Raw genomic sequence first — 20,657 nt, 5'->3', positions numbered from 1 at the left:
CCGGCAACGCACCACAATCCCCGGCGCGTATCGTGCTTTTTCGCGAACATACCTCTGGTTTCGTGCTGTTTCGCGTGCTCGCGCGCTTCACGAAGCCCTTTCGAAAACCTGGTCATGGCCCATCGCATGAAAACCAAGCTAAAACTCTTTCTGATGACGCTCGCGTGCGCGGCAGCCACCGCCAGCGCCGCCCAACCCGATGTGAAAGCCGCCGTGGATGGCGCCATCGCCCCGCTGCGGGCGCAATACGGCATTCCGGGCGTGGCTGTGGGCATTACCATGGGCGGCAAGCATGCGTTCTACAACTACGGCGTCGCATCGAAGGCCAAGGGCGCGCCGGCGCTCGACAGCGAGACGCTGTTCGAACTCGGCTCGCTCACCAAGACGTTCACCGCCACGCTGGCCTGCCATGCGCAAACGAGCGGCAAGCTCTCGTTCGACGCGCCCGCGAGCCAGTACGTCAGCGCATTGCGCGGCAGCCCGTTCGACCGCGTGAGCGTGCTCAACCTCGGCACGCATACCTCGGGCCTGCCACTGTTCGTGCCGGACAACATCACGAACGACGCGCAAATGACGGCCTGGCTGCGCGACTGGCAACCGCCAGGTCCGATCGGCTCGCAGCGCGTGTATTCGAATCTCGGCATCGGCCTGCTGGGGCGCGCGGCCTCTCAAGGCCTGGGCAGGCCGTTTCGCGACGCCGTGCAGAACGATCTCTTGCCCGCCTTCGGCATGACGCACACGTGGCTCGACGTGCCCGCCTCCAGCATGCCGCGCTATGCGCAGGGCTACGACAAGCACGACGCGCCTGTGCGACTGAATCCCGGCGTATTCGCCGACGAAGCCTATGGCCTGCGCTCGACCACGGGCGACCTCGTGCGCTATCTCGACGCCAACATGGGTCTCGCGCCGCTCGACGCGCCGTGGCAACGCGCGATCGCCTGTACGCATACGGGCTATTACACGGCGGGCGTGTTCACGCAGGACGTGGTGTGGGAGCAGTATCCGTGGCCGGTCCCCCTGCCGACGCTCCAGCGCGGCAACAGCCCCGATGCGCTCTACAAGGGCTTGCCTGCGCACGCGCTCACGCCGCCGATGCCGCCGCAATCCCAGGCGCTCCTGAATAAAACCGGCTCGACCAACGGCTTTTCGACCTACGTGGCGTTCATACCGGCGCAGCAAATCGGTGTCGTGATCCTCGCCAACAAGTCGTATCCGAACGAGGCGCGCGTGAAGGCGGCCTACGCGATCCTCGGAGCGATTGCGAATGCGAAGCGCTGAACATCGATCGGCTAACGCATCGGCTAAGATACGGACCCCACGCAATCCATCGAACTCAAACGGAGTGTTTCCAGTGATCCAACCCGGCACCACATTCAAGGACAATCTCGCGCAACTGCCCGCCATCGAGGGCATCGAGCGCATCGATCTCGTGAACGGCCAGGGCGCGGTGGTGGCCAGCATCGAGAACAAGCCGGGCAAGCAAGGCTCGCTCGCGGTCTACCACTATCTGCAGCAGGCCTTCGGCGCGCTCGACGCCAAGGCGGCCGAGCATGGCCTCGCCGTGTTCGCCGAGCACACGGCCGACGCGCGCAACCGTCCCGGCGCGCACCCGAACGTCGACCGCCTGCTCCAAATCGTGGCGGGCGGCGAGCCGCTGCGCATCGACGTGATCGCCGCCTGATCCCGACGGCCTGGTGCGAGTGGCGCGAGTGGCGCGCCAGCAGTGGATAAACCCAAATTCCCAGAAAAATACATTAAAAATAACTGGGTAAAAATCAATACGATTGCGGAAACCACTAGCTAACGCCACTCACCCTCGCCATCAGGATCGCTCATGCCGCGCCCGATTTCCGTTCGCATCCATCCCCAAGCCGTTCGTCACAATCTGCAGACCGCGCAGCAAAGCGCCTCCGGCGCGCGCGTCTGGGCCGTCGTCAAGGCCAACGCCTATGGTCATGGCATCGAGCGCATCTATCCGGCGCTGGCTGGCGCGGACGGCATCGCGCTGCTCGACCTCGACGAGGCCGTGCGCGTGCGCGAGCTCGGCTGGACCAAGCCCATCCTGCTGCTCGAAGGCATTTTCGATAGCGCCGATGTCGCCACCGCCGTCGCGCATCGCCTGACCGTAGCCGTGCATTGCGACGAGCAGCTCGCGCTGCTCGCGGCAGCGCGCACGCCGCAGCCGATTGACATCCAGTTGAAGATGAACTCGGGCATGAACCGCCTCGGCTACCGGCCCGACGTTTTCCGCGCGGCCTGGGAGCGCGCGCGCGCCACGTCCACCATCGGCAAGATCGCGCTCATGACGCACTTCGCGAACGCCGACGACAGCGCCATCGACTGGCAGCTCGACCGCTTCGATGCCGCCACCGAAGGCATTCCCGGCGAGCGCTCGCTGTCGAACTCGGCGGCGGTGCTCTGGCATCCGCGCGCGCATCGCGACTGGGTGCGGCCCGGCACGATCCTCTACGGCGCGTCGCCCACGGGCGTGGCGCGGCATGTCGAGGGCGTCGGGCTGGGCGCGGCCATGACGCTCGCGAGCAAGATCATCGGCGTGCAAATGTTGGCGCCGCGCGAAACGGTCGGCTATGGCTGTGCTTACGAGGCCGAGCGGCCCATGCGCATCGGCGTGGTCGCGTGCGGCTATGCCGACGGCTATCCGCGCCACGCCCCTACTGGCACGCCCATCGTCGTCGATGGCGTGCGCACACACGTGGTCGGGCGCGTGTCGATGGACATGCTGACCGCCGACCTCACGCCTTGCCCGAACGCGGGCATCGGCTCGCAGGTGGAGCTGTGGGGCGAGAACGTGAAAGTCGATGAGGTAGCCGAAGCATCGGGCACGATCGGCTATGAACTGATGTGCGCCGTCGCGCGGCGCGTGCCGGTGCAGGTCGACACGCTCACATCCGCACAGCGCGAAGCTGCCGAGAGCGTGACGGCCTGAGGACGCAAACGGAAGACAGCACGATCAGCACAAGAGCTCCACAAGACCCGCGTCGTAATCGACGGCATGCAACGGCTCCCCATTTCCCCATTTCCCCATTTCCCCATTTCCCCATTTCCTGGAGCATTCAAACGAATGCCCACAATTTCATTTCATTTAACTTTCATATTCAAACATTAGTCTTACGGGATTCAAACAACCCCAATTGAATCCCTCATGCCCGCGTTGCCCAACACTTCTCGCCGCCAGCTCCTGAAGTTTCTCGCCGGCGCCCCCATGCTTCCGCTTTCGGGCATCGCGCTGCCCGCCTTGCTGACGGGGTGTGGCGGCGGCAACGACAGCCCGGCGGCAACGCCGACTGCCGCCGCCGCTGCCTTCGCCTCCGCGATGTTTTCGGGAATGGCCGCGCCCACGCTCGACGATGCAGCCGCCATGGCCACCACGACGGTCGGCTCGACCCTCTCGGTGGCCTTCTCCGATGGCTCATCGAGCAATTTCAAACTCGCGTACAAGCCTTTCTTCGTGACCGGTGACCAGGTGCCGGACGGCAACGGCGGCACGATCCTCGCAGGCGGCCACTACGACATCGACAATCAGCCGATCATCGATCGCTCAGTGGCGGGCAAGGAGCGCCAGTTCTATTCGGACTGCCCGGACGGCAGCTCGCTGCTCACGCTGAAGAACGCCAGCGTGCCCGGCGTGAAAGGCAACGCCGTGTTCGCGGTCGTGCAATTCGAGTACACGACGCGCGACCAGGCGAGCGCATCGCAATACGGCCAGTTGCCCTCTCCGATCGCGGTGCTGACGTTAGACCAGGACCCGGCCACGGGCGCGCTGAAGCTCGTCAAGTACCACAACGTCGACACCTCGAAGGCGCATGGCCTCTGGATCACGTGCGGCGCGAGCCTCTCGCCGTGGAATACGCACCTCTCCAGCGAGGAATACGAGCCGGACGCGACGAAGGCAGCCACCGACGCGCAATTCATGGCGTTCAGCAAGAATACCTTCGGCGACGCAACGAAAGCGAACCCGTATCACTACGGCCACCTGCCCGAGATCACCGTCAACGCGGACGGCACGGGCACGGTGAAGAAGCATTACTGCCTCGGCCGCATCTCGCACGAACTGATTCAGGTGATGCCGGACCAGCGCACGGTGATGATGGGTGACGACGCAACCAACGGCGGCCTGTTCATGTTCGTGGCCGACAAAGCCGCCGATCTTTCGGCGGGGACTTTGTACGTCGCGAAGTGGACGCAGACCTCGTCGGCCGGCGCGGGGTCCGCGACGCTGACGTGGATCCGCATCGGCCACGCGACGAGCGACGAAATCGAAACGCTGGCGAACACGCTGAAGGCATCGGACATCATGGACGTCGCGATTGCCGACCCCGCGGATGCGACCTTCACGAAGATTCATTTCGGCGGCAAGTTCAACTGGATCCGCATGAAGCCGGGCATGGAGAAGGCCGCTGCGTTTCTCGAAACGCATCGCTATGCCGCGCTGCTCGGCGCCAGCATGGCATTCACGAAACTCGAAGGCACGACTGTCAACGCGAAAGACAAGATCGTCTACAGCGCGATGTCACGAATCGAAACGTCGATGGTCAAGGGCAACGCAGTCTCGCGCGACGTCGCGCTCGACAAGAAGATATCCGCGGGCGCGGTCTATGCGCTGAACCTGAGGGGCGGCCAGCGCGACGCGGCGGGTTCGGCTATCGACAGCGAATGGGTGCCGGTCGACATGAGCGCGCCGGATGCCCTGGTTGGCGAGGACCTGGCAGCCGCCGACGCGCTCGGGAATCTCGCGAACGCCGACAAGATCGCAAATCCGGATAATCTCAAGTTCTCCGAAAAACTTCGCACGTTGTTTATCGGCGAAGACTCGGGAATGCACGTGAATAATTTTCTGTGGGCTTTCAACGTGGACACCAAGTCGCTGGCGCGCGTGCTGTCCTGCCCGGCTGGCGCTGAGTCCACGGGTTTGCATGCAGTCGACGAGATCAATGGCTGGACGTACATCATGAGCAACTTCCAGCATGCGGGCGACTGGGAATCGCCCTTGCACGACAAGGTAAAGACGGCGCTCGATCCGCTTGTGCGCGCGAATTACAAGGACCGGTTTGGCGCGAGTGTTGGGTATTTGACGGCTCAGCCTGCGGGTATTGCGCTTACGAAGCGATGAGTGGAAAGGCGCTTCGCAATCACGCGAAGCGCCTTTTTGCATGACCGAAACCCGCGTTACCTCCGGTCAGCGACAATCTGATCGAAGGTCCCGCCGTCGGCGAAATGCGCGGCCTGCGCTTTCGCCACTCGCCGAATACCTGGTCGACCGTGAAGGTCTTGATCGGCTTGAACTCGTTTGCTTGCTTCGTTTGCGATTCGAGGTAAGGCGGGGAGTTGATCGTCAATGCAACGAAAAAAGCGCCGTGCGGCCAATCAGACCGCACAGCGCTTTCCCATTCCGCACGCACCGCCCCGCCAGCGGTGCGTGCAACCCCCTTACTTGCCCAGCATCGGCAGCTTGAGCCCGGCTTCGCGCGCCGTCTGCTGCGCAAGCTCGTAGCCCGCATCCGCGTGACGCATCACGCCCGTCGCCGGATCGTTCAGCAGCACGCGGCCCAGACGCTCGTGCGCCGCCTGCGTGCCGTCCGCCACGATCACCACGCCCGAGTGCTGCGAGAAGCCCATGCCCACCCCGCCGCCATGGTGCAGCGACACCCACGACGCGCCACCCGCCGTATTCAGCAACGCGTTCAGCAGCGGCCAGTCGCTCACCGCATCCGAGCCGTCCTTCATCGATTCCGTCTCGCGGTTCGGGCTTGCCACCGAACCCGTGTCCAGGTGGTCGCGGCCAATCACGATCGGCGCCTTCAGCTCGCCGTTCTTCACCATCTCGTTGAACGCCTGGCCCAGACGATAGCGGTCCTTCACGCCCACCCAGCAGATCCGCGCCGGCAGACCCTGGAACGCGATGCGCTCGCGCGCCATGTCCAGCCAGTTGTGCAGGTGCGGATCGTCCGGAATCAGCTCCTTGACCTTCGCGTCCGTCTTGTAGATGTCCTCAGGATCGCCCGAAAGCGCCACCCAGCGGAACGGGCCCTTGCCCTCGCAGAACAGCGGGCGGATGTACGCCGGCACGAAGCCCGGGAAGTCGAACGCGTTCTCCACGCCCATTTCCAGCGCCATCTGGCGGATGTTGTTGCCGTAATCGAGCGTCGCCGCGCCGCGCTCCTGCAGCGTCAGCATCGCCTTCACCTGGTGCGCCATCGACTGCTTGGCCGCCTTTACGATGCTTTCCGGCGCCACCTTCTGCGCCTCGCGCCACCGCTCGACGCTCCAGCCCTGCGGCAGGTAGCCGTTGATCGGGTCGTGCGCGCTCGTCTGGTCCGTCACGCAGTCCGGCGTGATGCCGCGCGCCACGCACTCGGCGAACACGTCGGCGGCGTTGCCCAGCAGGCCCACCGACACCGGCTTGCCCGTCTTCTTCGCTTCCTCGACGATGGCCAGCGCCTCGTCGAGCGTCCTGGCCTTGCGGTCCACGTAGCGCGTCTTCAGGCGGAAGTCGATGCGCGTCTCGTCGCATTCGACCGCGATCATCGAGAAGCCCGCCATCGTCGCGGCCAGCGGCTGCGCGCCGCCCATGCCGCCCAGGCCGCCCGTGAGGATCCAGCGGCCCGACGGGTCGCCCTTGAAGTGCTGGTTCGCCACCGAGAAGAACGTCTCGTAGGTGCCCTGCACGATGCCCTGCGAGCCGATGTAGATCCAGCTGCCCGCCGTCATCTGGCCGTACATCATGAGGCCCTTGCGGTCGAGTTCGTGGAAGTGCTCCCACGTGGCCCAGTGCGGCACGAGGTTCGAGTTCGCGAGCAGCACGCGCGGCGCGTCGGCATGCGTGCGGAACACGCCCACCGGCTTGCCCGACTGGATCAGCAGCGTTTCGTCTTCGTTCAGGTCCTTCAGCGACGCCAGGATCTGGTCATAGCATTCCCAGTTGCGCGCGGCGCGGCCAATGCCGCCGTACACCACCAGCGCGTGCGGGTGCTCGGCCACTTCCGCGTCCAGATTATTCTGGATCATGCGGTACGCGGCTTCGGCCAGCCAGGTCTTGCACACCTTCTCGCTGCCGCGCGGTGCGCGGATCGTGCGGCTCGGGTCGAGGCGGGGATCGGTGAAGTTCGGATGGTTCATAAGGATCTCGAAATATTTGTCTACGTTATTCAGTCATTTCGGCTTATTGCTCGGACTCGAACGCGAACGGGCTGTGCGCGGCGATGGCGCCGTTCTGCACGAGTTCCGCCATGGCCGCGATATCGGGTGCGAAGTAGCGGTCCAGGTCGTAATGCGGCACTTCCTTGCGCACCGCAGCCATCACCTTCTGCAGCGCCGGGCTGGTCGCGTGCGGCGCGCGCAGGTCCACGCCCTGGGCCGCGGCCAGCAGCTCGATCGCGAGAATGTTGGCCGTGTTGCCGGCGATGTCGGCGAGCTTGCGCGCGGCGAAGGTCGCCATCGACACGTGGTCCTCCTGGTTCGCCGAAGTCGGCAGCGAATCCACCGAGGCCGGATGCGCGAGCGTCTTGTTCTCCGAAGCCAATGCCGCCGCCGTCACGTGCGCGATCATGAACCCCGAGTTCACGCCGCCGTCCTTCACGAGGAACGGCGGCAGGCCCGAGAGCGTCGCGTCGATCAGCAGCGCGATGCGGCGCTCGGCGAGCGCGCCGATTTCGGCGGCGGCCAGCGCGAGATTGTCGGCTGCGAACGCCACCGGCTCCGCGTGGAAGTTGCCGCCCGAGATGACTTCCTTGGTGTCCGGGAAGATCAGCGGGTTGTCCGAGACCGCATTGGCTTCGATCAGCAGCACTTGCGCGGCGTGGCGCATCTGGTCGAGGCACGCGCCCATGACTTGCGGCTGGCAGCGCAGCGAGTACGGGTCCTGGACCTTGCTGCAATCGCGGTGCGAAAGATTGATCGCCGAGCCGTCGAGCAGCGTGCGATAGGCCGAGGCCGCTTCGATCTGGCCGCGATGGCCACGCAGTTCGTGAATGCGCGCGTCGAACGGCTTGACCGAGCCGGCGGCCGCGTCCACGCACAGCGCGCCCGAGACCAGCGCGGTGCGGTACAGGTCTTCGATGGCGAACAGGTTGTAGATCGCCAGCGCCGTGGAGGCTTGCGTGCCGTTCAGCAGCGCGAGGCCTTCCTTCGCTTGCAGCGCGATCGGCTTGAGGCCGGCGGCGGCCAGACCCGCTTCGGCGCTGGCGCGCTTGCCGCGGATGAACACTTCGCCCACGCCCAGCAGCACCGCCGACATATGCGAGAGCGGCGCGAGGTCGCCCGACGCGCCCACCGAGCCCTTCACCGGAATGAGCGGCAGCACGTCGGCGTTGAACAGCGTGATGAGCATTTCCATCACTTCGCGGCGGATGCCCGAGTGACCGCGCCCCAGGCTCGACAGTTTCAGCGCAATCATGAGGCGCACGACCGGCAGCGACATCGGCTCGCCCACGCCCACCGCGTGCGAGAGCACCAGATTGCGCTGCAGCAGTTCGAGCTGATCGGTCGGAATATGCGTGCTGGCGAGGCGGCCGAAGCCCGTGTTGATGCCGTAGGCGGGTTCACCCTTGGCCGTGATCTCGGCAACGGTGCGCGCGCTCGCGTCGATCGCCGCGAAGCTTGCGGGGTCGAGCTGGAGCTGGACGCTACTGCTGTTCGCTGCGCGCGCGATCTGGCGCAGTTGCGGGAGGGTCAGATGGCCAGGGGTCAGTGTAATCATCGCAGTCAACAAGTTGTATGGACAAGATGACGCCAGATTACACAAAACGACTTGTCTATACAAGTTAAAAGCGGTGCGTGTATACCCTCATCAACTGCTTCCTGACGCCAGAATTACTGGGCCTTTCGTTTACAGCATAAGCACTTGGGCCAGGTAATAACACCGATTGCCGGCCCCCCACTGCAATCGGTAATTTGTATAGACAACTCACTGCATTGCTCTGCAGAAATTTCCGTCCGGAGACGTCATGAAGAAACTTGCCCTGTGTATCGCGCTCGCTCTAGCGGCTGGCGGCGCTTACGCGAAAGATTGGTCCACCATCCGCTTCGGCACCGACGCCAGCTACGCGCCGTTCGAATCGAAGGCACCCGATGGCAAGCTCGTCGGCTTCGACATCGACCTCGGCAACGAGATCTGCAAGCGCTTGAACGCGAAGTGCGTGTGGGTCGAGCAGGATTTCGACGGCATGATCCCGGGCCTGAAGGCCAAGAAGTTCGACGGTGCGCTTTCCGCGCTCACGGTCACGCCGCAACGCGAGCAGCAGATCGCGTTCTCGGAGAAGCTCTACAACACGCCCACGCGCCTCGTCGCGAAGCAGGGTTCGACGCTGCAGCCGACCGTCGAGTCGCTCAAAGGCAAGACGGTGGGCGTCGAGCAGGGTTCGACCCAGGAAACCTACGCCAGGCAGAACTGGGCGACCAAGGGCGTGAATGTCATTACGTACCAGAACCAGGACCAGGTTTATCTGGACCTGAAGTCGGGCCGTCTGGATGCTGCGCTGCAGGATGAAGTGCAGGCCGATCTCGGCTTCCTGAAGACGCCGCGCGGCGCTGGCTTCGCATTCGCGGGGCCGGAGATCCCCACGGGCGCCGCCGCCATCGGCCTGCGCAAGGACGACGCCGACCTCAAGGCAAAGATCGACAAGACGATCGCCGACATGATCAAGGACGGCACCTACAAGAAGATCCAGTCGAAGTACTTCGACTTCGACGTGTACGGCGGCTAAGCCCAATCGCTTCATTTGCATCGACACGGGGCCGTGCCGCTGCCGCGCAGCGCGCGGCACGCGTCAAGCGCCCCGTCATTGAAGGACGTCCACTCATGCTCTTCCAAGGCTTCGGCCCTCTCCTCCTCGCCGGCACGTGGGAAACCATCAAGCTCTCGCTGCTGTCGCTCGCCGCGGCATTCGTGCTGGGCCTCATCGGCGCCGCCGCGAAGCTCTCGCCCAACCGCGTGCTCGCACGCATCGGCACGACATATACGACGCTGATCCGCGCAGTGCCCGATCTCGTGCTCATGCTGCTGTTGTTCTACAGCATCCAGATCTGGCTGAACCACCTGACCGACGCGATGGGCATGGACCAGATCGACATCGACCCGTTCGTGGCCGGCGTCATCACGCTCGGCTTCATCTACGGCGCGTACTTCACCGAGACGTTCCGGGGCGCGTTTCTTGCCGTGCCGCGCGGCCAGATCGAAGCGGGCTTCGCATACGGCATGAGCTCCACGCGCGTATTCACGCGCATTCTGTTTCCGCAGATGATGCGTTTCGCGTTGCCGGGCATCGGCAATAACTGGCAGGTGCTCGTGAAGGCGACTGCGCTGGTCTCGATCATCGGTCTCGCCGATGTGGTGAAAGCCTCGCAGGACGCAGGCAAAGCCACCCAGGAATTCTTTTTCTTCACGCTGGCAACCGGCGCGATCTATCTCGCCATCACCACTGTTTCCAACCTGGCATTGCACCGCCTCGAAAAGCGTTACTCGACCGGTGTGCGGAGGGCCGCGCTGTGATCGAACTGCTTCAGCAATACTGGCCGAACTATCTGTATAGCGACGGCTTCAACTACAGCGGCCTCGTGATCACGCTCTGGCTGCTGGTCATCTCGATTGTGTTGGGCTTCGGATTGGCCGTGCCGCTCGCGATTGCACGCGCTTCGCGCAATCCGTGGATTTCGCGGCCGGTGTGGCTGTACACCTACGTGTTTCGCGGCACACCGCTCTATGTCCAGCTGCTGCTTTGCTACACCGGCATCTATAGCCTGAACTACGTGCATACGCATGCCCTCCTCGGCGAATTCTTCCGGAGCGCGATGAATTGCACGCTGCTTGCCTTCACGCTCAACGAATGCGCCTACGCCACCGAAATCTTTGCCGGCTCGATCCGCGAGACCCCGGCTGGCGAGATCGAAGCGGGCCTCGCCTACGGCATGTCGAAGTTCAAGCTCTACACGCGCATCATCCTGCCCTCGGCATTGCGCCGTGCGCTGCCCGCATACAGCAATGAAGTGATCCTGATGCTGCACGCCACGACGCTCGCGTTCACCGCAACCGTGCCCGACATCCTGAAAGTGGCGCGCGACGCGAACTCCGCCACCTACATGACTTTCGAGGCATACGGAATTGCCGCCGTGCTTTACGCAACGATCGTCTTCGCCCTGATCTGGGCCTTCCGCCGCATGGAAACCCGGATGCTGGCCTATCTGAAACCGCAAGGGCATTGAACGCGTTCCGCGCGTTGATGGAGAATTGAACATGTACAAGCTGATTGTCGACGACCTGCACAAGAAGTTCGGCGAAAACGAAGTTTTGAAAGGCGTATCGCTCAAGGCCAAACCCGGTGACGTGATCAGCCTGATCGGCTCGAGCGGCTCGGGCAAGAGCACCTTCCTGCGTTGCATTAACTTCCTCGAATCGCCGTGCTCCGGCCGCATTACGGTCAACGGCGAGGAAATTCGCACGAGCGCCGACCGCAGCGGGTCGCTGCGCGTGAGCGATCCGAAGCAGTTGCGGGCAATGCGCACGCGCCTTTCGATGGTGTTCCAGCATTTCAACCTGTGGGCGCATATGACCGTGCTCGAGAACATCATCGAGGCGCCCGTGAGCGTGCTGGGCCTGAGCCGCGCCGAAGCCGAGGAACGCGCGCGCAAGTATCTGGCCAAGGTGGGCCTTGCGAATGGCGTCGAGCACAAGTATCCGTCGCATCTCTCGGGCGGCCAGCAGCAGCGCGTGGCGATCGCCCGCGCGCTGGCGATGGAGCCCGAGGTGATGCTGTTCGACGAGCCCACCTCCGCGCTCGACCCCGAGCTCGTGGGCGAGGTGCTGCGCGTGATGCAGGCGCTCGCCGAGGAAGGCCGCACGATGATCGTCGTCACGCACGAAATGGGGTTCGCGCGCAACGTATCGAATCACGTGGTGTTCCTGCACAAGGGCAAGATCGAAGAGCAAGGCGACCCGAAGGAGGTGCTCAATGCGCCGCGCAGCGAACGGTTGCAGCAGTTCCTTGCGGGGCGGTTGAAATAAGCGTCGATATCGAGGGCAGCCTTCGCTGCCCCCCGGACGCACGCGAGCGTCGTCAGGTCACGGTCCTGGCCAACATCACTTCGCCGCGTTCACGACCAGCGTGGCCCGCATGGCATCCCGGTAGTGCCCGGGCTCGTTACAGAAGGCGATATAACGGCCGGGCTTGAGTACGAACCGTGCCGTGACAGTCTCCCGGGGATTGAGATCCTCCACGCCTTGCAGATTGCCCAGGCGCTCTTCCTTTACCTGCTGGGTTTTCTGATCATAAGGCAGCGCGGTGCCAGCGCCGGACCATGGCAAGACCATGAATTCGTGCTTTAACGTGGGGGACTCGTTCGTGATCGCAAACTCGACTGGGCCGGCCGGGATTGTCGATGGCGACAGAGTCAATGACATCCCTTTGCTGCCCCCATCGGAAAGATGTACCGTCACGGTGGACGGCTCAGCGGGCAAAGCGACCGTCGAGACCGCGAGAAAACCTGCGGCCACCGCCACCTGTAATGCGTTTCTCTTCATGACTCCCCTCCGTGCGATAGCAATCATTCATGTGACCGCCCGCTGATGGGACATAAGCCCCTTGCTATGCGAACGGTGCATAGCCTCAACGGGTACTTGACTCCAATGTAGTACCCGCAGTCTTAGGTTTAACTTAAGACCGCACGCGCGATCGAACTGACCCTCTTCCGCATCCCGCACTCGTGCGTACCCATCGCCCGTTTCATGACGGGGCACGTTGACTGCAAAGCCCATCGGCATTCACGAACATGCTTTCACGACAAGCATCGTGTTAACCGTGTCTTAAGTCTGGCGTTTCAAACTGAAAGCGCTGGAACACAAAACGCCAGCAGATCCCGATAGGCTAATTACGGAGGTACCGTCATGAACACCCTCATCAAGGCGCTCGCCCTTTCGCTTGCCGTGGCCATGCCGGCAATATCGTTTGCACAGGCATCGAACGATCCAATGACCCGCGCGCAGGTCGAAGGACAACTCATCCAGCTCGAACATGCCGGCTACAAGCCGAGCAGAACGCAGTATCCTGCCGACATTCAGGCAGCCGAATCCCGCGTGGCAGCGCAATCGAATATGGGTTACGGCGGCACGGCAACCGGCACGTCGGAGTCGGGTCATACCATCTCGCATCACGCGTGGAATAGCGAGTACGACCACCACTAACGACAGGCGCAACGGAACGCGCGTATGCGAATACTTCTGGTAGAAGACGATGAACTGATCGGCAGCGGGTTGCAACAAGGGCTGCAGGGCGAGGGGTTCGCCGTGGACTGGGCCCGGGATGGCAACGCCGCCGCCCTCGCTTTGCGCACGACGTCGTATGGGCTCGTCCTGCTCGACCTCGGCCTGCCAAAGCAGGATGGGCTGACTTTGCTCGCCCGGCTGCGCGAGCGAGACGACGACACTTCCGTCATCATCGTCACGGCCCGCGATGCCGTTCCGGATCGGGTGGCGGGACTCGACGGCGGCGCCGACGACTATATCGTCAAGCCATTTGCCCTCGATGAGTTGCTCGCGCGCATGCGCGTCGTGCATCGCCGGCAGGCCGGTCACGCGCGCACGATGCTGCAGGCGGGTCCGCTACGGCTCGATCCGGTCCAGCATCGGGTCTGGCTGCATGACGAAGAAATACCGCTCACCACGCGCGAGTTCGCGCTGCTTCACGAACTGATGCACAAGCCGGACACGATCGTTTCCCGGGAACAGCTCGAAGAGCGTATCTACGGCTGGAATGAGGAAGTCGAGAGCAACACCATCCAGGTGCATATCCACAACTTGCGGCGCAAGCTGGGCACAAAGGCGATTCGCAATGTTCGTGGCGTGGGCTACCAGATCGGAGAGATTGTTTGAAATCGCTGCGCCGCCGTCTGCTGATCTGGTTACTGCCCGCCACGTTGCTCACCGGGCTGCTTGCCAGCGCCGCGACCTACTGGGGCGCGCTCTCGGAACTGAACGAGGTGCTCAACGACCAGCTCAAGGGCATCACACAGCACGTCGTGGTCGAACCCGATGGTCATCTGGCGCTCCGGGGCATGCAGGGCGCAAACGAAGACCGCCTCTCGGGCGAACAGTCACACGCCGTGCTGCTTCAGGTCTGGCGCGGCACGTTGCCCGTGTTCAGCACCGACCGCGACTCGTCATTGCCGCCGCCGCAGGCCGTCGGTTTCTCGGACATCGAAGTCAACGGACAGCTATGGCATACGTATGTCGAGCGCGACGGCGAACTGCTCATCCGTATCGCCCAGGCGCAACGCGCGCACTGGGAAGCGGTGGCGGAGATTGCCGCGGCCCTTTTCTGGCCCGTGCTATCGCTGGTGCCAGTGCTTGCCTTATTTGTCTGGTTCGGCATCGGCTACGGTTTGAGGCCGCTGCGGCAGGTTGCGGCCAAGCTGAAACGGCGCGGCGTGGACAACATGCAGGAGATCGACACGACGGCCATGCCTGCGGAAGTCAAGCCGCTAGTCGATGCGATCAACGATCTGCTGTCGCGACTGGATCATGCGTTCACCGCCCAGCGTCAGTTCATCGCCGACGCAGCGCACGAGCTGCGCACGCCGATCATGGGGCTCGGCCTGCAGGCTGAGCTGCTGCAAAAGGCGCCGGGCCCGCGTGAACGCGAAGCGATCACGGGGCAGATCCGCACCGGCACCGCACGCCTCGCTCATCTCGCCGAGCAGTTGCTGACACTCGCGAAACTGGGCCCCGAGTCGCCGGCCCCGGTCTTCGTCGAGGTGGATCTGAGCGCGCTCGCACGGGCCGTGGTCGGCGACAGAATACGGCACGCAGAAGCCAGCGAGATCGATTTAGGCCTGGTTGCTGCGGACGTCGTCACCACAAGGGGCAATGCCGATGGCCTTCGCATCCTGCTCAACAACCTCGTCGACAATGCCATCCGTTACGCCGGAGCCCATGCGCGCGTTGACGTCATTGTCGGCCGCGAAAACGGCTGCGCCGTACTCGAAGTCCGCGATACCGGCCCAGGTATTCCCGAAGAAGACCGCACGCGCGTATGGGAGCGCTTTTACCGCGGCGAGGCACACAACGCGTCGGGCAGCGGGCTGGGGCTGTCGATCGTCAGGCGCATCGCCGAACAGCATCACGCCCGCATCTCGCTTGGCAACGGCGAAGACAATCGCGGCTTGGCGGTAACCTTACGTTTTCCTCACGACTGATCCACGGCATGGGCGCCGGCTGCCAGCAGCAATGCAAGCATCACAACAGGAATAAATTTCAGTTTCACATATGCTCATTTTTGCAGAACTAAGAATGTGGAAACGGGCTGCGAAAATGATGCGCGAGTGCAGTCGAGTACCGTTTATCAATGCTCAGCCCCGCAATGGCCGTTAACGCTGGCATAAGTATCCTGTCCTAAGATGGAATTCATATTCTCTTGGTACGACCAGAAGGTCGGGAGGCTTATATGAACGCGACAATCTCTAGAATCGCCATTATCGGCATTCTGCTCACCCCTTTGGCTTCGTTTGCTCAAACGACTACTTCATTGACTCGTGCGCAGGTACACGCCCAGCTGGTACAGGTCGAAAAGGCCGGATACAACCCGGCACGGCGCGACAATAACTACCCAGCGGATATTCAAGCAGCCGGGGTCAGAGGCGCCACTCAAGAATCGGCAGGCACACTGTCTACATCGGGCATGGGCAGCAGCACCGCAGGCAGCTCGCAAGCCGGCGAATCCCAGAGTGCCCACCACGACAGAGCGAAGCTGTTCGAACACCACTAACGGCCGTGCCAACGCGTGCCGCCCGCGCGGTACACGAAACCGGAACGTCTGACTCGCCCCGTACGGGTCAGACGCGGCCGCCGTTGAATGGAACGCTGGCCTGTACGGCGCCCTCCTGTGGCCGGTGGCTTCAGGATTTGCGAAGACTGAACGCGGCGCGGATAACGGATGCTTGCGCAACTAATCCGGCATTAAGGTCATTGAGGCATTCCATAGTTATGGAAAAATCCAGCCTCGGTATTTTCTGCGGTAGCATCAGCTTTCCTGTCCAGCCCGAGCGTGACAACGGACGTCCATGAAAGTGCTCATTATCGAAGACGATTCCGCAATCGCCACGAACCTGTACGACTATCTGGAGGGGACCGGCTATGAGGTCGATGTAGCGTCCAATGGCAACGCGGGGCTGCAGATGGCGCTCGCCAACTCGTGGGACGCCATCCTGCTTGACCTGTCGCTGCCGGGCCTCGACGGACTCACGCTCTGTCGCAGGCTGCGCGAAGATGCGGGCCGCGATACACCGGTGCTGATGCTGACCGCAAGAGACGCGCTGGACGACAAGCTCGAGGGCTTCGTGCACGGCGCCGATGATTACCTCGTCAAGCCGTTTTCCCTGAAGGAAGTGGGTGCGCGTCTTGGCGCCCTGATCAAACGCTATCGCGGACAAGTGGCCACCATGGATCTGCGGTTCGCGGACGTGCGGCTGAGTCTGTCTTCGATGGCCGTCGAGCGCGCCGGACGCCCGGTCAAGCTTCCCCCCAAATGTCTTCAGCTGCTGCGTATCCTGATGCAGTCGCCCCACCGCACGTTCACCCGTGCGGAACTCGAATCCGAAGTCTGGGGCGAGGCACTGCCCGATAGCGATACGCTGCGCACCCACGTTTATACGCTGCGCCGGGCACTCTGCGGCCCTGACGAAACGGACATTATCGAAACGCTCCATGGCGTCGGCTATCGGCTGGTGGCGACCGGTCATGATGCGAAATAGCCTGCGCTTCAAGGTTGCCCTTTTCTTTTCGGTGCTGACCATCGCGCTGCTGCTCGCCCAGGCGCTCGGCGTGAGAACACTGGCCGAAGCACAGGAAGAGAGACTGATCACCGCGCTGATTCGTGACGACATGGCGAGCGTGCTCAAGAGCTACGAAGCCAACCCCTCCTTGTTGCCACCATTCGATGTCCGAATGAACGGCTATGTCTCGCATGCGGACCACCGCGCGATTTCCCTGCCTGCAACAGTCAGGGACCTGCCGGCCGGCACGCACGAAATCATCATCGACGCACAGGAGATCCACGTCACGATCGTGCCGCTGGGTACTGCGCGCCTGTATCGGGTTTACGACTTCAGCCTCTACGAAAAACATTTCAAGGAGGCCATCAATGCCCTGATGGCGGGTACAGGGGTGTTCGCGCTCCTGACAATCTGGCTGTCGTTCGGACTGTCGGGCCTGCTGGTGCGGCAGGTGGCGGGTCTCGCACGGCAGGTAAAAAGCCTCCGCCTCGGCGAAGCCGCGCCGATCCAGCCCGGCAAATACGACGAGACCGAACTCGTCGGACTCGTGGAAGCCTTTAACGACTACCATCGCCGGATGGCCGACATGATCGAACGCGAGAAGGAGTTCACGGGCAATGTCAGCCACGAACTGCGCACGCCGCTCACGACGATCAAGACCAGTTGCGAACTGCTCGAACACGATGCAGCGATTAGCGGCAAGTCCCGCGCGCGGCTTTATCAAATCGAGCGCGCAGCCGACAACATGCGCGAACTCGTGAACGCACTGCTGATGCTCGCGAGAGAAGATTCTGCCCGCGACGTCGAACCAGTGGCGATCGCGAACATGATCGAAACCGCGCTGACGCCTTTCGCTGGCCCGCTCGCGCACAACGGACTCGATACGGCGATTGACGTGGACCGTGACCTTTGTGTAATGGCAAACCGCTCAGCGCTGGCCATCGTGCTGTCCAATCTCATCGACAATGCCGTCCGGCATACGGGGTGCGGACATCTCCGGTTTCGCTACGCAAACGACCGGCTGCATATCGAAGACACCGGGCCGGGCATTCCCGCGGAGGCGCTTCCCCATGTCTTTGACCGCTTCTACCAGGCAGGATCACCTCGAACCCCGACACCTGGCGTCGGCATCGGCCTCGCGATCGTCAAGAAGATCTCCGAACGCTACGGATGGTCCATCGAGATCGGCAGCGAGCCCGGCAAGGGGACTTGCGTGTCGTTGTACCTGCCGGTAGCAAACCGGACCTGAGCCGGCCCATCAGCCCTTCTTGACGAAAACTTCACAACGGGTGGCGTAGCATCCGCCGCGAAAGCTGCCCGGGTGGGCAGCACCGTGTCCGATGGAATGCCCGCATGCGCCGCGCGTTATTGATTGCCTTCATGGCTTCCGCCGCGATGGCCGGTTGTACGACCTACCATCCCCAGCCGATCGCCCCGGAGCAACTGGCCCAACAGTTTGAACAACGCTCGCTGGTGAGCGAGGATCTGCATGCATACGTTGTGCGCGAAACTGGCCACGATGCCGCTCCGTGGCCACCCGCGGTCTGGAACCGCGAGATGCTCACCCTGGCGGCGTTCTACTACAGCCCCGCCCTCGACCTCGCCCGTGCGCAATGGAGCACGGCCAAAGCCGGCATCGATGTCGCCGGCTCGATTCCCAATCCGGTCCTGCAACTGCCGTTTCAGTACAACACGCCTAACCCGGGGCCAGGCGCGCCCTTCACCTGGGGACCTTCGCTCGACATTCCGATCGAGACCGCGCACAAGCGCGGCTATCGCGTCGATCAGGCGACCCACCTGTCGGAAGCCGCGCGGCTGAACATCGTCGACGCAGCGTGGAAGGTTCGCGCACAGGTCCGGGACGCCATGCTCGCCCTCTATGCGGCGCGCAGGCGCACGGCCTTCCTGTCCGCCAAGGCCGATGCCGAGCGACAAATCGCGCAGATGAGCCGCCACCGCCTCGCCGCCGGCCAGTACTCACGGCCGGACGTCGACTCAGCAGTGCTCGCCGACACCCAGGCGCTGAGCGACCTGGCCGCCGCGCGCAGCGCCGAACAGGACGCGCTCGCGCAACTGGCGGCTGCCATCGGCGTGCCGGCCAGCGCACTCGACGGCGTCACGCTCGACCTGTCGGCCTTCGAAACGGTGCCGCCCGCACCGCCGGCCGCCGATGCGCAGCGCGCGGCGATCTTCCACCGCGCCGATCTGCGCGCCTCGCTGGCCGACTACGCCGCGGCCGAATCGGCGCTTCAGCTCGAGGTCGCGAAACAGTATCCGGATATCCACCTCGGCTCCGGCTACACCTACGACACGGGCACGAACAAGATCGGCTTCGGGCTGGCCGGCATCACGTTGCCGATCTTCGACCAGAACCAGGGGGGCATCAAAGAAGCCGAGGCCAGGCGCAAGGAAGCGGCAATCCGTACGGGGGCGTTGCAGGACCTCATCCTCGGCGCTCTCGCGCACGCGCTGGCGCGCTACCGTTCAGGCATCGAAGCGCTGCACCGGTCCGACGCGCATCTGGCGACTGCGCGCCGACAACTCGACAGCCAGGCAGCGGCTTTCGCCAGCGGCAATGCGGACCGGCTGACCTTCACACAAGCGAAAGCCGACTATCAGGCGAGCGAGACCGCCCGGCTAGATGCCGAAATCGCGGTCCAGCAGGCCGCTGGCGCACTCGAAGACGCGATGCAGCAGCCGCTCGCTCCCATCGGCCATGAAGCCGTGAGCCATCCCCTCAGCGAAGAGACACCGCGATGAAACTCCGACTGTTCCTGCTGTATGTCATTTCGCTGGCCCTCGCTGGCGGCGCAGGCTGGTACATCATCAACCAGTCGTTCGACGACTCCGGCACGTCGACGGCCGACGCCGCACAAACGGCTCCGCCCGCCGTGCAAACGGTCAACGGCGAAACGGTCGTGCTCGTGAGCCCCGAGGCGCAACGCGCCAGTCACATCGAAGTCGCGCCACTGAGCACTGTCACGAGCCAGTCCACCATCGGCGTCGACGCGAGCGTCCTCGATCTCCAACCGCTCTTCGATCTGCGCAACCGCCTCGCCAGCGCGCGCGCGGACGTGGACACGTTCACCGCGCAGGCGGCCAGCTCGCGTGCCCAGTACGATCGCAGCCGCGCCCTGTTCGCCGACGACCGCAATATTTCGCAGAAGAGCCTGCAGGATGCGCAATCGGCAATGCAGGCCGATGCAGCGAAACTGCAATCGGCCCAGGCGACGCTGGGCGGCCTTGGCGGCACGATGCGGCAGCAGTTCGGCAACGTGCTTGCGAACGCCGCAGCCGCACCGGCCTCGATGCTGTTTCATCGGCTCCAGTCGGGGCAGGCGGTCGTGCTGCGCGTCACCTTACCCGCGCGCTTTGGCGCGACGCCGCCCGAGCGTATCGCCGTCGATACGGGTGACGGCCGCGCGGTGCCGGCCCAAAAGCTTTCCGCTTCGCCGCTCGCCGATCCCGCCGTGCAGGGGAGCCCCTGGCTTTATATCGCCGATGCCGCGCTGCCAGCCAATCTGCGCACAAGCGCGCGCGTGCCGACCTCGAGCGAGGCCGTCTCCGGGCTGCTGATTCCGGAGCAGGCGGTGGTGTGGTACGGCGGGCAAACATGGGCATATGTGCGCACCGCGCCCGAGCGCTTTACGCGGCGCTACGTGAACGCCAGCAACGAGGGCGAGCACGGCTTCATGGTGACGTCGGGCTTTCGCGCCGGCGACCAGATCGTGACTCAGGGTGCGCAACTGCTGCTCTCCGAAGAACTGAAGCCTCAGGGCATCGCCACCGCGTGCAAGGATCCGCCCGAGTGCGACGACTGACCCCGCGATTGCGCCACGACTCAAGACTCACGACTCACGCGTGCATGCCTCGTACCGAAC

Annotated in this window: 19 protein-coding genes and 1 pseudogene; 16 read left to right on the top strand and 4 right to left on the bottom strand. The window is 63.6% G+C overall.

The window, feature by feature from the left end:
- The first annotated feature begins 114 nt into the window (after positions 1-114).
- The 4 genes from ampC (at position 115) to PWP93_RS21665 (ending at position 5,131) form a co-directional block, all read left to right on the top strand.
- Positions 115-1,278, top strand: coding sequence for a class C beta-lactamase (gene ampC, locus PWP93_RS21680; RefSeq protein ID WP_421045892.1), 1,164 nt, complete (start codon positions 115-117; stop codon positions 1,276-1,278).
- Between the two features lie 73 nt (positions 1,279-1,351).
- On the top strand, positions 1,352-1,681 hold the full coding sequence (locus tag PWP93_RS21675) for a DUF2322 family protein (RefSeq protein ID WP_421045891.1): 330 nt from the start codon (positions 1,352-1,354) through the stop codon (positions 1,679-1,681).
- Positions 1,682-1,834: 153 nt separating this feature from the next.
- Positions 1,835-2,947, top strand: a complete 1,113-nt coding sequence (gene alr, locus PWP93_RS21670) for an alanine racemase (protein WP_421045890.1) — start codon at positions 1,835-1,837, stop codon at positions 2,945-2,947.
- A 216-nt stretch (positions 2,948-3,163) separates the two neighbouring features.
- Positions 3,164-5,131, top strand: coding sequence for a PhoX family protein (locus PWP93_RS21665; RefSeq protein WP_421045889.1), 1,968 nt, complete (start codon positions 3,164-3,166; stop codon positions 5,129-5,131).
- A 56-nt stretch (positions 5,132-5,187) separates the two neighbouring features.
- On the opposite strand, the pseudogene PWP93_RS21660 reads toward PWP93_RS21665, so the two are convergent.
- From PWP93_RS21660 to hutH, 3 genes and pseudogenes are all read right to left on the bottom strand, one after another.
- A pseudogene (locus PWP93_RS21660) lies at positions 5,188-5,318 on the bottom strand (sulfate ABC transporter substrate-binding protein); the annotation flags it as partial.
- 130 nt (positions 5,319-5,448) lie between these two features.
- A complete protein-coding gene (gene hutU, locus PWP93_RS21655) occupies positions 5,449-7,137 on the bottom strand; it encodes a urocanate hydratase (protein WP_421045888.1) in 1,689 nt (562 codons plus the stop codon).
- 43 nt (positions 7,138-7,180) lie between these two features.
- On the bottom strand, positions 7,181-8,716 hold the full coding sequence (hutH, locus tag PWP93_RS21650) for a histidine ammonia-lyase (protein WP_421045887.1): 1,536 nt from the start codon (positions 8,714-8,716) through the stop codon (positions 7,181-7,183).
- 247 nt (positions 8,717-8,963) lie between these two features.
- On the opposite strand from hutH, the gene PWP93_RS21645 reads away from it, so the two are divergent.
- The 4 genes from PWP93_RS21645 to PWP93_RS21630 all read left to right on the top strand — a co-directional run bounded on the left by PWP93_RS21645 (position 8,964) and on the right by PWP93_RS21630 (position 12,016).
- Positions 8,964-9,722 carry an ABC transporter substrate-binding protein gene (locus tag PWP93_RS21645; RefSeq protein WP_421045886.1) on the top strand — a complete coding sequence of 253 codons (759 nt, stop codon included), beginning with the start codon at positions 8,964-8,966 and terminating at the stop codon, positions 9,720-9,722.
- Between the two features lie 95 nt (positions 9,723-9,817).
- Complete coding sequence (locus PWP93_RS21640; RefSeq protein ID WP_035534494.1) at positions 9,818-10,507, top strand: ABC transporter permease; 690 nt, start codon at positions 9,818-9,820, stop codon at positions 10,505-10,507.
- Complete coding sequence (locus PWP93_RS21635; protein ID WP_213303636.1) at positions 10,504-11,217, top strand: ABC transporter permease; 714 nt, start codon at positions 10,504-10,506, stop codon at positions 11,215-11,217. The genes PWP93_RS21640 and PWP93_RS21635 overlap by 4 nt, the downstream gene beginning before the upstream one ends.
- Positions 11,218-11,248: 31 nt before the next feature.
- Positions 11,249-12,016: an ABC transporter ATP-binding protein gene (locus tag PWP93_RS21630; protein ID WP_421026911.1), complete on the top strand. Its 768-nt coding sequence runs from the start codon at positions 11,249-11,251 to the stop codon at positions 12,014-12,016.
- Between the two features lie 75 nt (positions 12,017-12,091).
- On the opposite strand, the gene PWP93_RS21625 is transcribed toward PWP93_RS21630, so the two are convergent.
- The gene (locus tag PWP93_RS21625; protein ID WP_421045885.1) at positions 12,092-12,532 is read right to left on the bottom strand and encodes a hypothetical protein; all 441 of its coding nucleotides are present in this window, start codon (positions 12,530-12,532) and stop codon (positions 12,092-12,094) included.
- A gap of 363 nt (positions 12,533-12,895) precedes the next feature.
- On the opposite strand from PWP93_RS21625, the gene PWP93_RS21620 reads away from it, so the two are divergent.
- The 8 genes from PWP93_RS21620 to PWP93_RS21585 all read left to right on the top strand — a co-directional run bounded on the left by PWP93_RS21620 (position 12,896) and on the right by PWP93_RS21585 (position 20,597).
- Complete coding sequence (locus PWP93_RS21620) at positions 12,896-13,192, top strand: DUF4148 domain-containing protein (RefSeq protein ID WP_421026909.1); 297 nt, start codon at positions 12,896-12,898, stop codon at positions 13,190-13,192.
- A gap of 24 nt (positions 13,193-13,216) precedes the next feature.
- Positions 13,217-13,879, top strand: coding sequence for a response regulator (locus tag PWP93_RS21615; RefSeq protein ID WP_421026908.1), 663 nt, complete (start codon positions 13,217-13,219; stop codon positions 13,877-13,879).
- A complete protein-coding gene (locus PWP93_RS21610) occupies positions 13,876-15,201 on the top strand; it encodes an ATP-binding protein (protein WP_421045884.1) in 1,326 nt (441 codons plus the stop codon). Before PWP93_RS21615 ends, PWP93_RS21610 begins: the two co-directional genes overlap by 4 nt.
- Positions 15,202-15,449: 248 nt before the next feature.
- Entirely contained in the window at positions 15,450-15,770 is a 321-nt protein-coding gene (locus tag PWP93_RS21605) for a DUF4148 domain-containing protein (RefSeq protein ID WP_421045883.1), read from the top strand.
- Positions 15,771-16,065: 295 nt separating this feature from the next.
- Positions 16,066-16,755, top strand: a complete 690-nt coding sequence (locus PWP93_RS21600) for a response regulator transcription factor (protein WP_421045882.1) — start codon at positions 16,066-16,068, stop codon at positions 16,753-16,755.
- Positions 16,745-18,025: a sensor histidine kinase gene (locus PWP93_RS21595; protein WP_421046152.1), complete on the top strand. Its 1,281-nt coding sequence runs from the start codon at positions 16,745-16,747 to the stop codon at positions 18,023-18,025. The genes PWP93_RS21600 and PWP93_RS21595 overlap by 11 nt, the downstream gene beginning before the upstream one ends.
- Positions 18,026-18,129: 104 nt before the next feature.
- A complete protein-coding gene (locus tag PWP93_RS21590; RefSeq protein ID WP_421045881.1) occupies positions 18,130-19,536 on the top strand; it encodes a TolC family protein in 1,407 nt (468 codons plus the stop codon).
- Positions 19,533-20,597: a metal transporter gene (locus PWP93_RS21585; RefSeq protein WP_421045880.1), complete on the top strand. Its 1,065-nt coding sequence runs from the start codon at positions 19,533-19,535 to the stop codon at positions 20,595-20,597. Before PWP93_RS21590 ends, PWP93_RS21585 begins: the two co-directional genes overlap by 4 nt.
- Positions 20,598-20,657: the final 60 nt, after the last annotated feature.

Origin of the sequence: Paraburkholderia sp. A1RI-2L (assembly GCF_048957375.1) — a bacterium.
Taxonomy (GTDB): Bacteria; Pseudomonadota; Gammaproteobacteria; order Burkholderiales; family Burkholderiaceae; genus Paraburkholderia.
This window is presented reverse-complemented; position numbering and strand designations above follow the sequence as displayed.

Excerpts from the sequence above, each read along its gene's own strand:
- PWP93_RS21600 (WP_421045882.1), top strand. The coding sequence starts at position 16,066 with ATGAAAGTGCTCATTATCGAAGACGATTCCGCAATCGCCACGAACCTG.
- alr (WP_421045890.1), top strand. The coding sequence starts at position 1,835 with ATGCCGCGCCCGATTTCCGTTCGCATCCATCCCCAAGCCGTTCGTCAC.
- hutH (WP_421045887.1), bottom strand. The coding sequence starts at position 8,716 with ATGATTACACTGACCCCTGGCCATCTGACCCTCCCGCAACTGCGCCAG.
- PWP93_RS21620 (WP_421026909.1), top strand. The coding sequence starts at position 12,896 with ATGAACACCCTCATCAAGGCGCTCGCCCTTTCGCTTGCCGTGGCCATG.
- ampC (WP_421045892.1), top strand. The coding sequence starts at position 115 with ATGGCCCATCGCATGAAAACCAAGCTAAAACTCTTTCTGATGACGCTC.
- PWP93_RS21605 (WP_421045883.1), top strand. The coding sequence starts at position 15,450 with ATGAACGCGACAATCTCTAGAATCGCCATTATCGGCATTCTGCTCACC.
- PWP93_RS21630 (WP_421026911.1), top strand. The coding sequence starts at position 11,249 with ATGTACAAGCTGATTGTCGACGACCTGCACAAGAAGTTCGGCGAAAAC.
- PWP93_RS21595 (WP_421046152.1), top strand. The coding sequence starts at position 16,745 with ATGCGAAATAGCCTGCGCTTCAAGGTTGCCCTTTTCTTTTCGGTGCTG.
- PWP93_RS21645 (WP_421045886.1), top strand. The coding sequence starts at position 8,964 with ATGAAGAAACTTGCCCTGTGTATCGCGCTCGCTCTAGCGGCTGGCGGC.
- PWP93_RS21625 (WP_421045885.1), bottom strand. The coding sequence starts at position 12,532 with ATGAAGAGAAACGCATTACAGGTGGCGGTGGCCGCAGGTTTTCTCGCG.
- PWP93_RS21585 (WP_421045880.1), top strand. The coding sequence starts at position 19,533 with ATGAAACTCCGACTGTTCCTGCTGTATGTCATTTCGCTGGCCCTCGCT.
- PWP93_RS21615 (WP_421026908.1), top strand. The coding sequence starts at position 13,217 with ATGCGAATACTTCTGGTAGAAGACGATGAACTGATCGGCAGCGGGTTG.
- PWP93_RS21640 (WP_035534494.1), top strand. The coding sequence starts at position 9,818 with ATGCTCTTCCAAGGCTTCGGCCCTCTCCTCCTCGCCGGCACGTGGGAA.
- hutU (WP_421045888.1), bottom strand. The coding sequence starts at position 7,137 with ATGAACCATCCGAACTTCACCGATCCCCGCCTCGACCCGAGCCGCACG.
- PWP93_RS21665 (WP_421045889.1), top strand. The coding sequence starts at position 3,164 with ATGCCCGCGTTGCCCAACACTTCTCGCCGCCAGCTCCTGAAGTTTCTC.
- PWP93_RS21590 (WP_421045881.1), top strand. The coding sequence starts at position 18,130 with ATGCGCCGCGCGTTATTGATTGCCTTCATGGCTTCCGCCGCGATGGCC.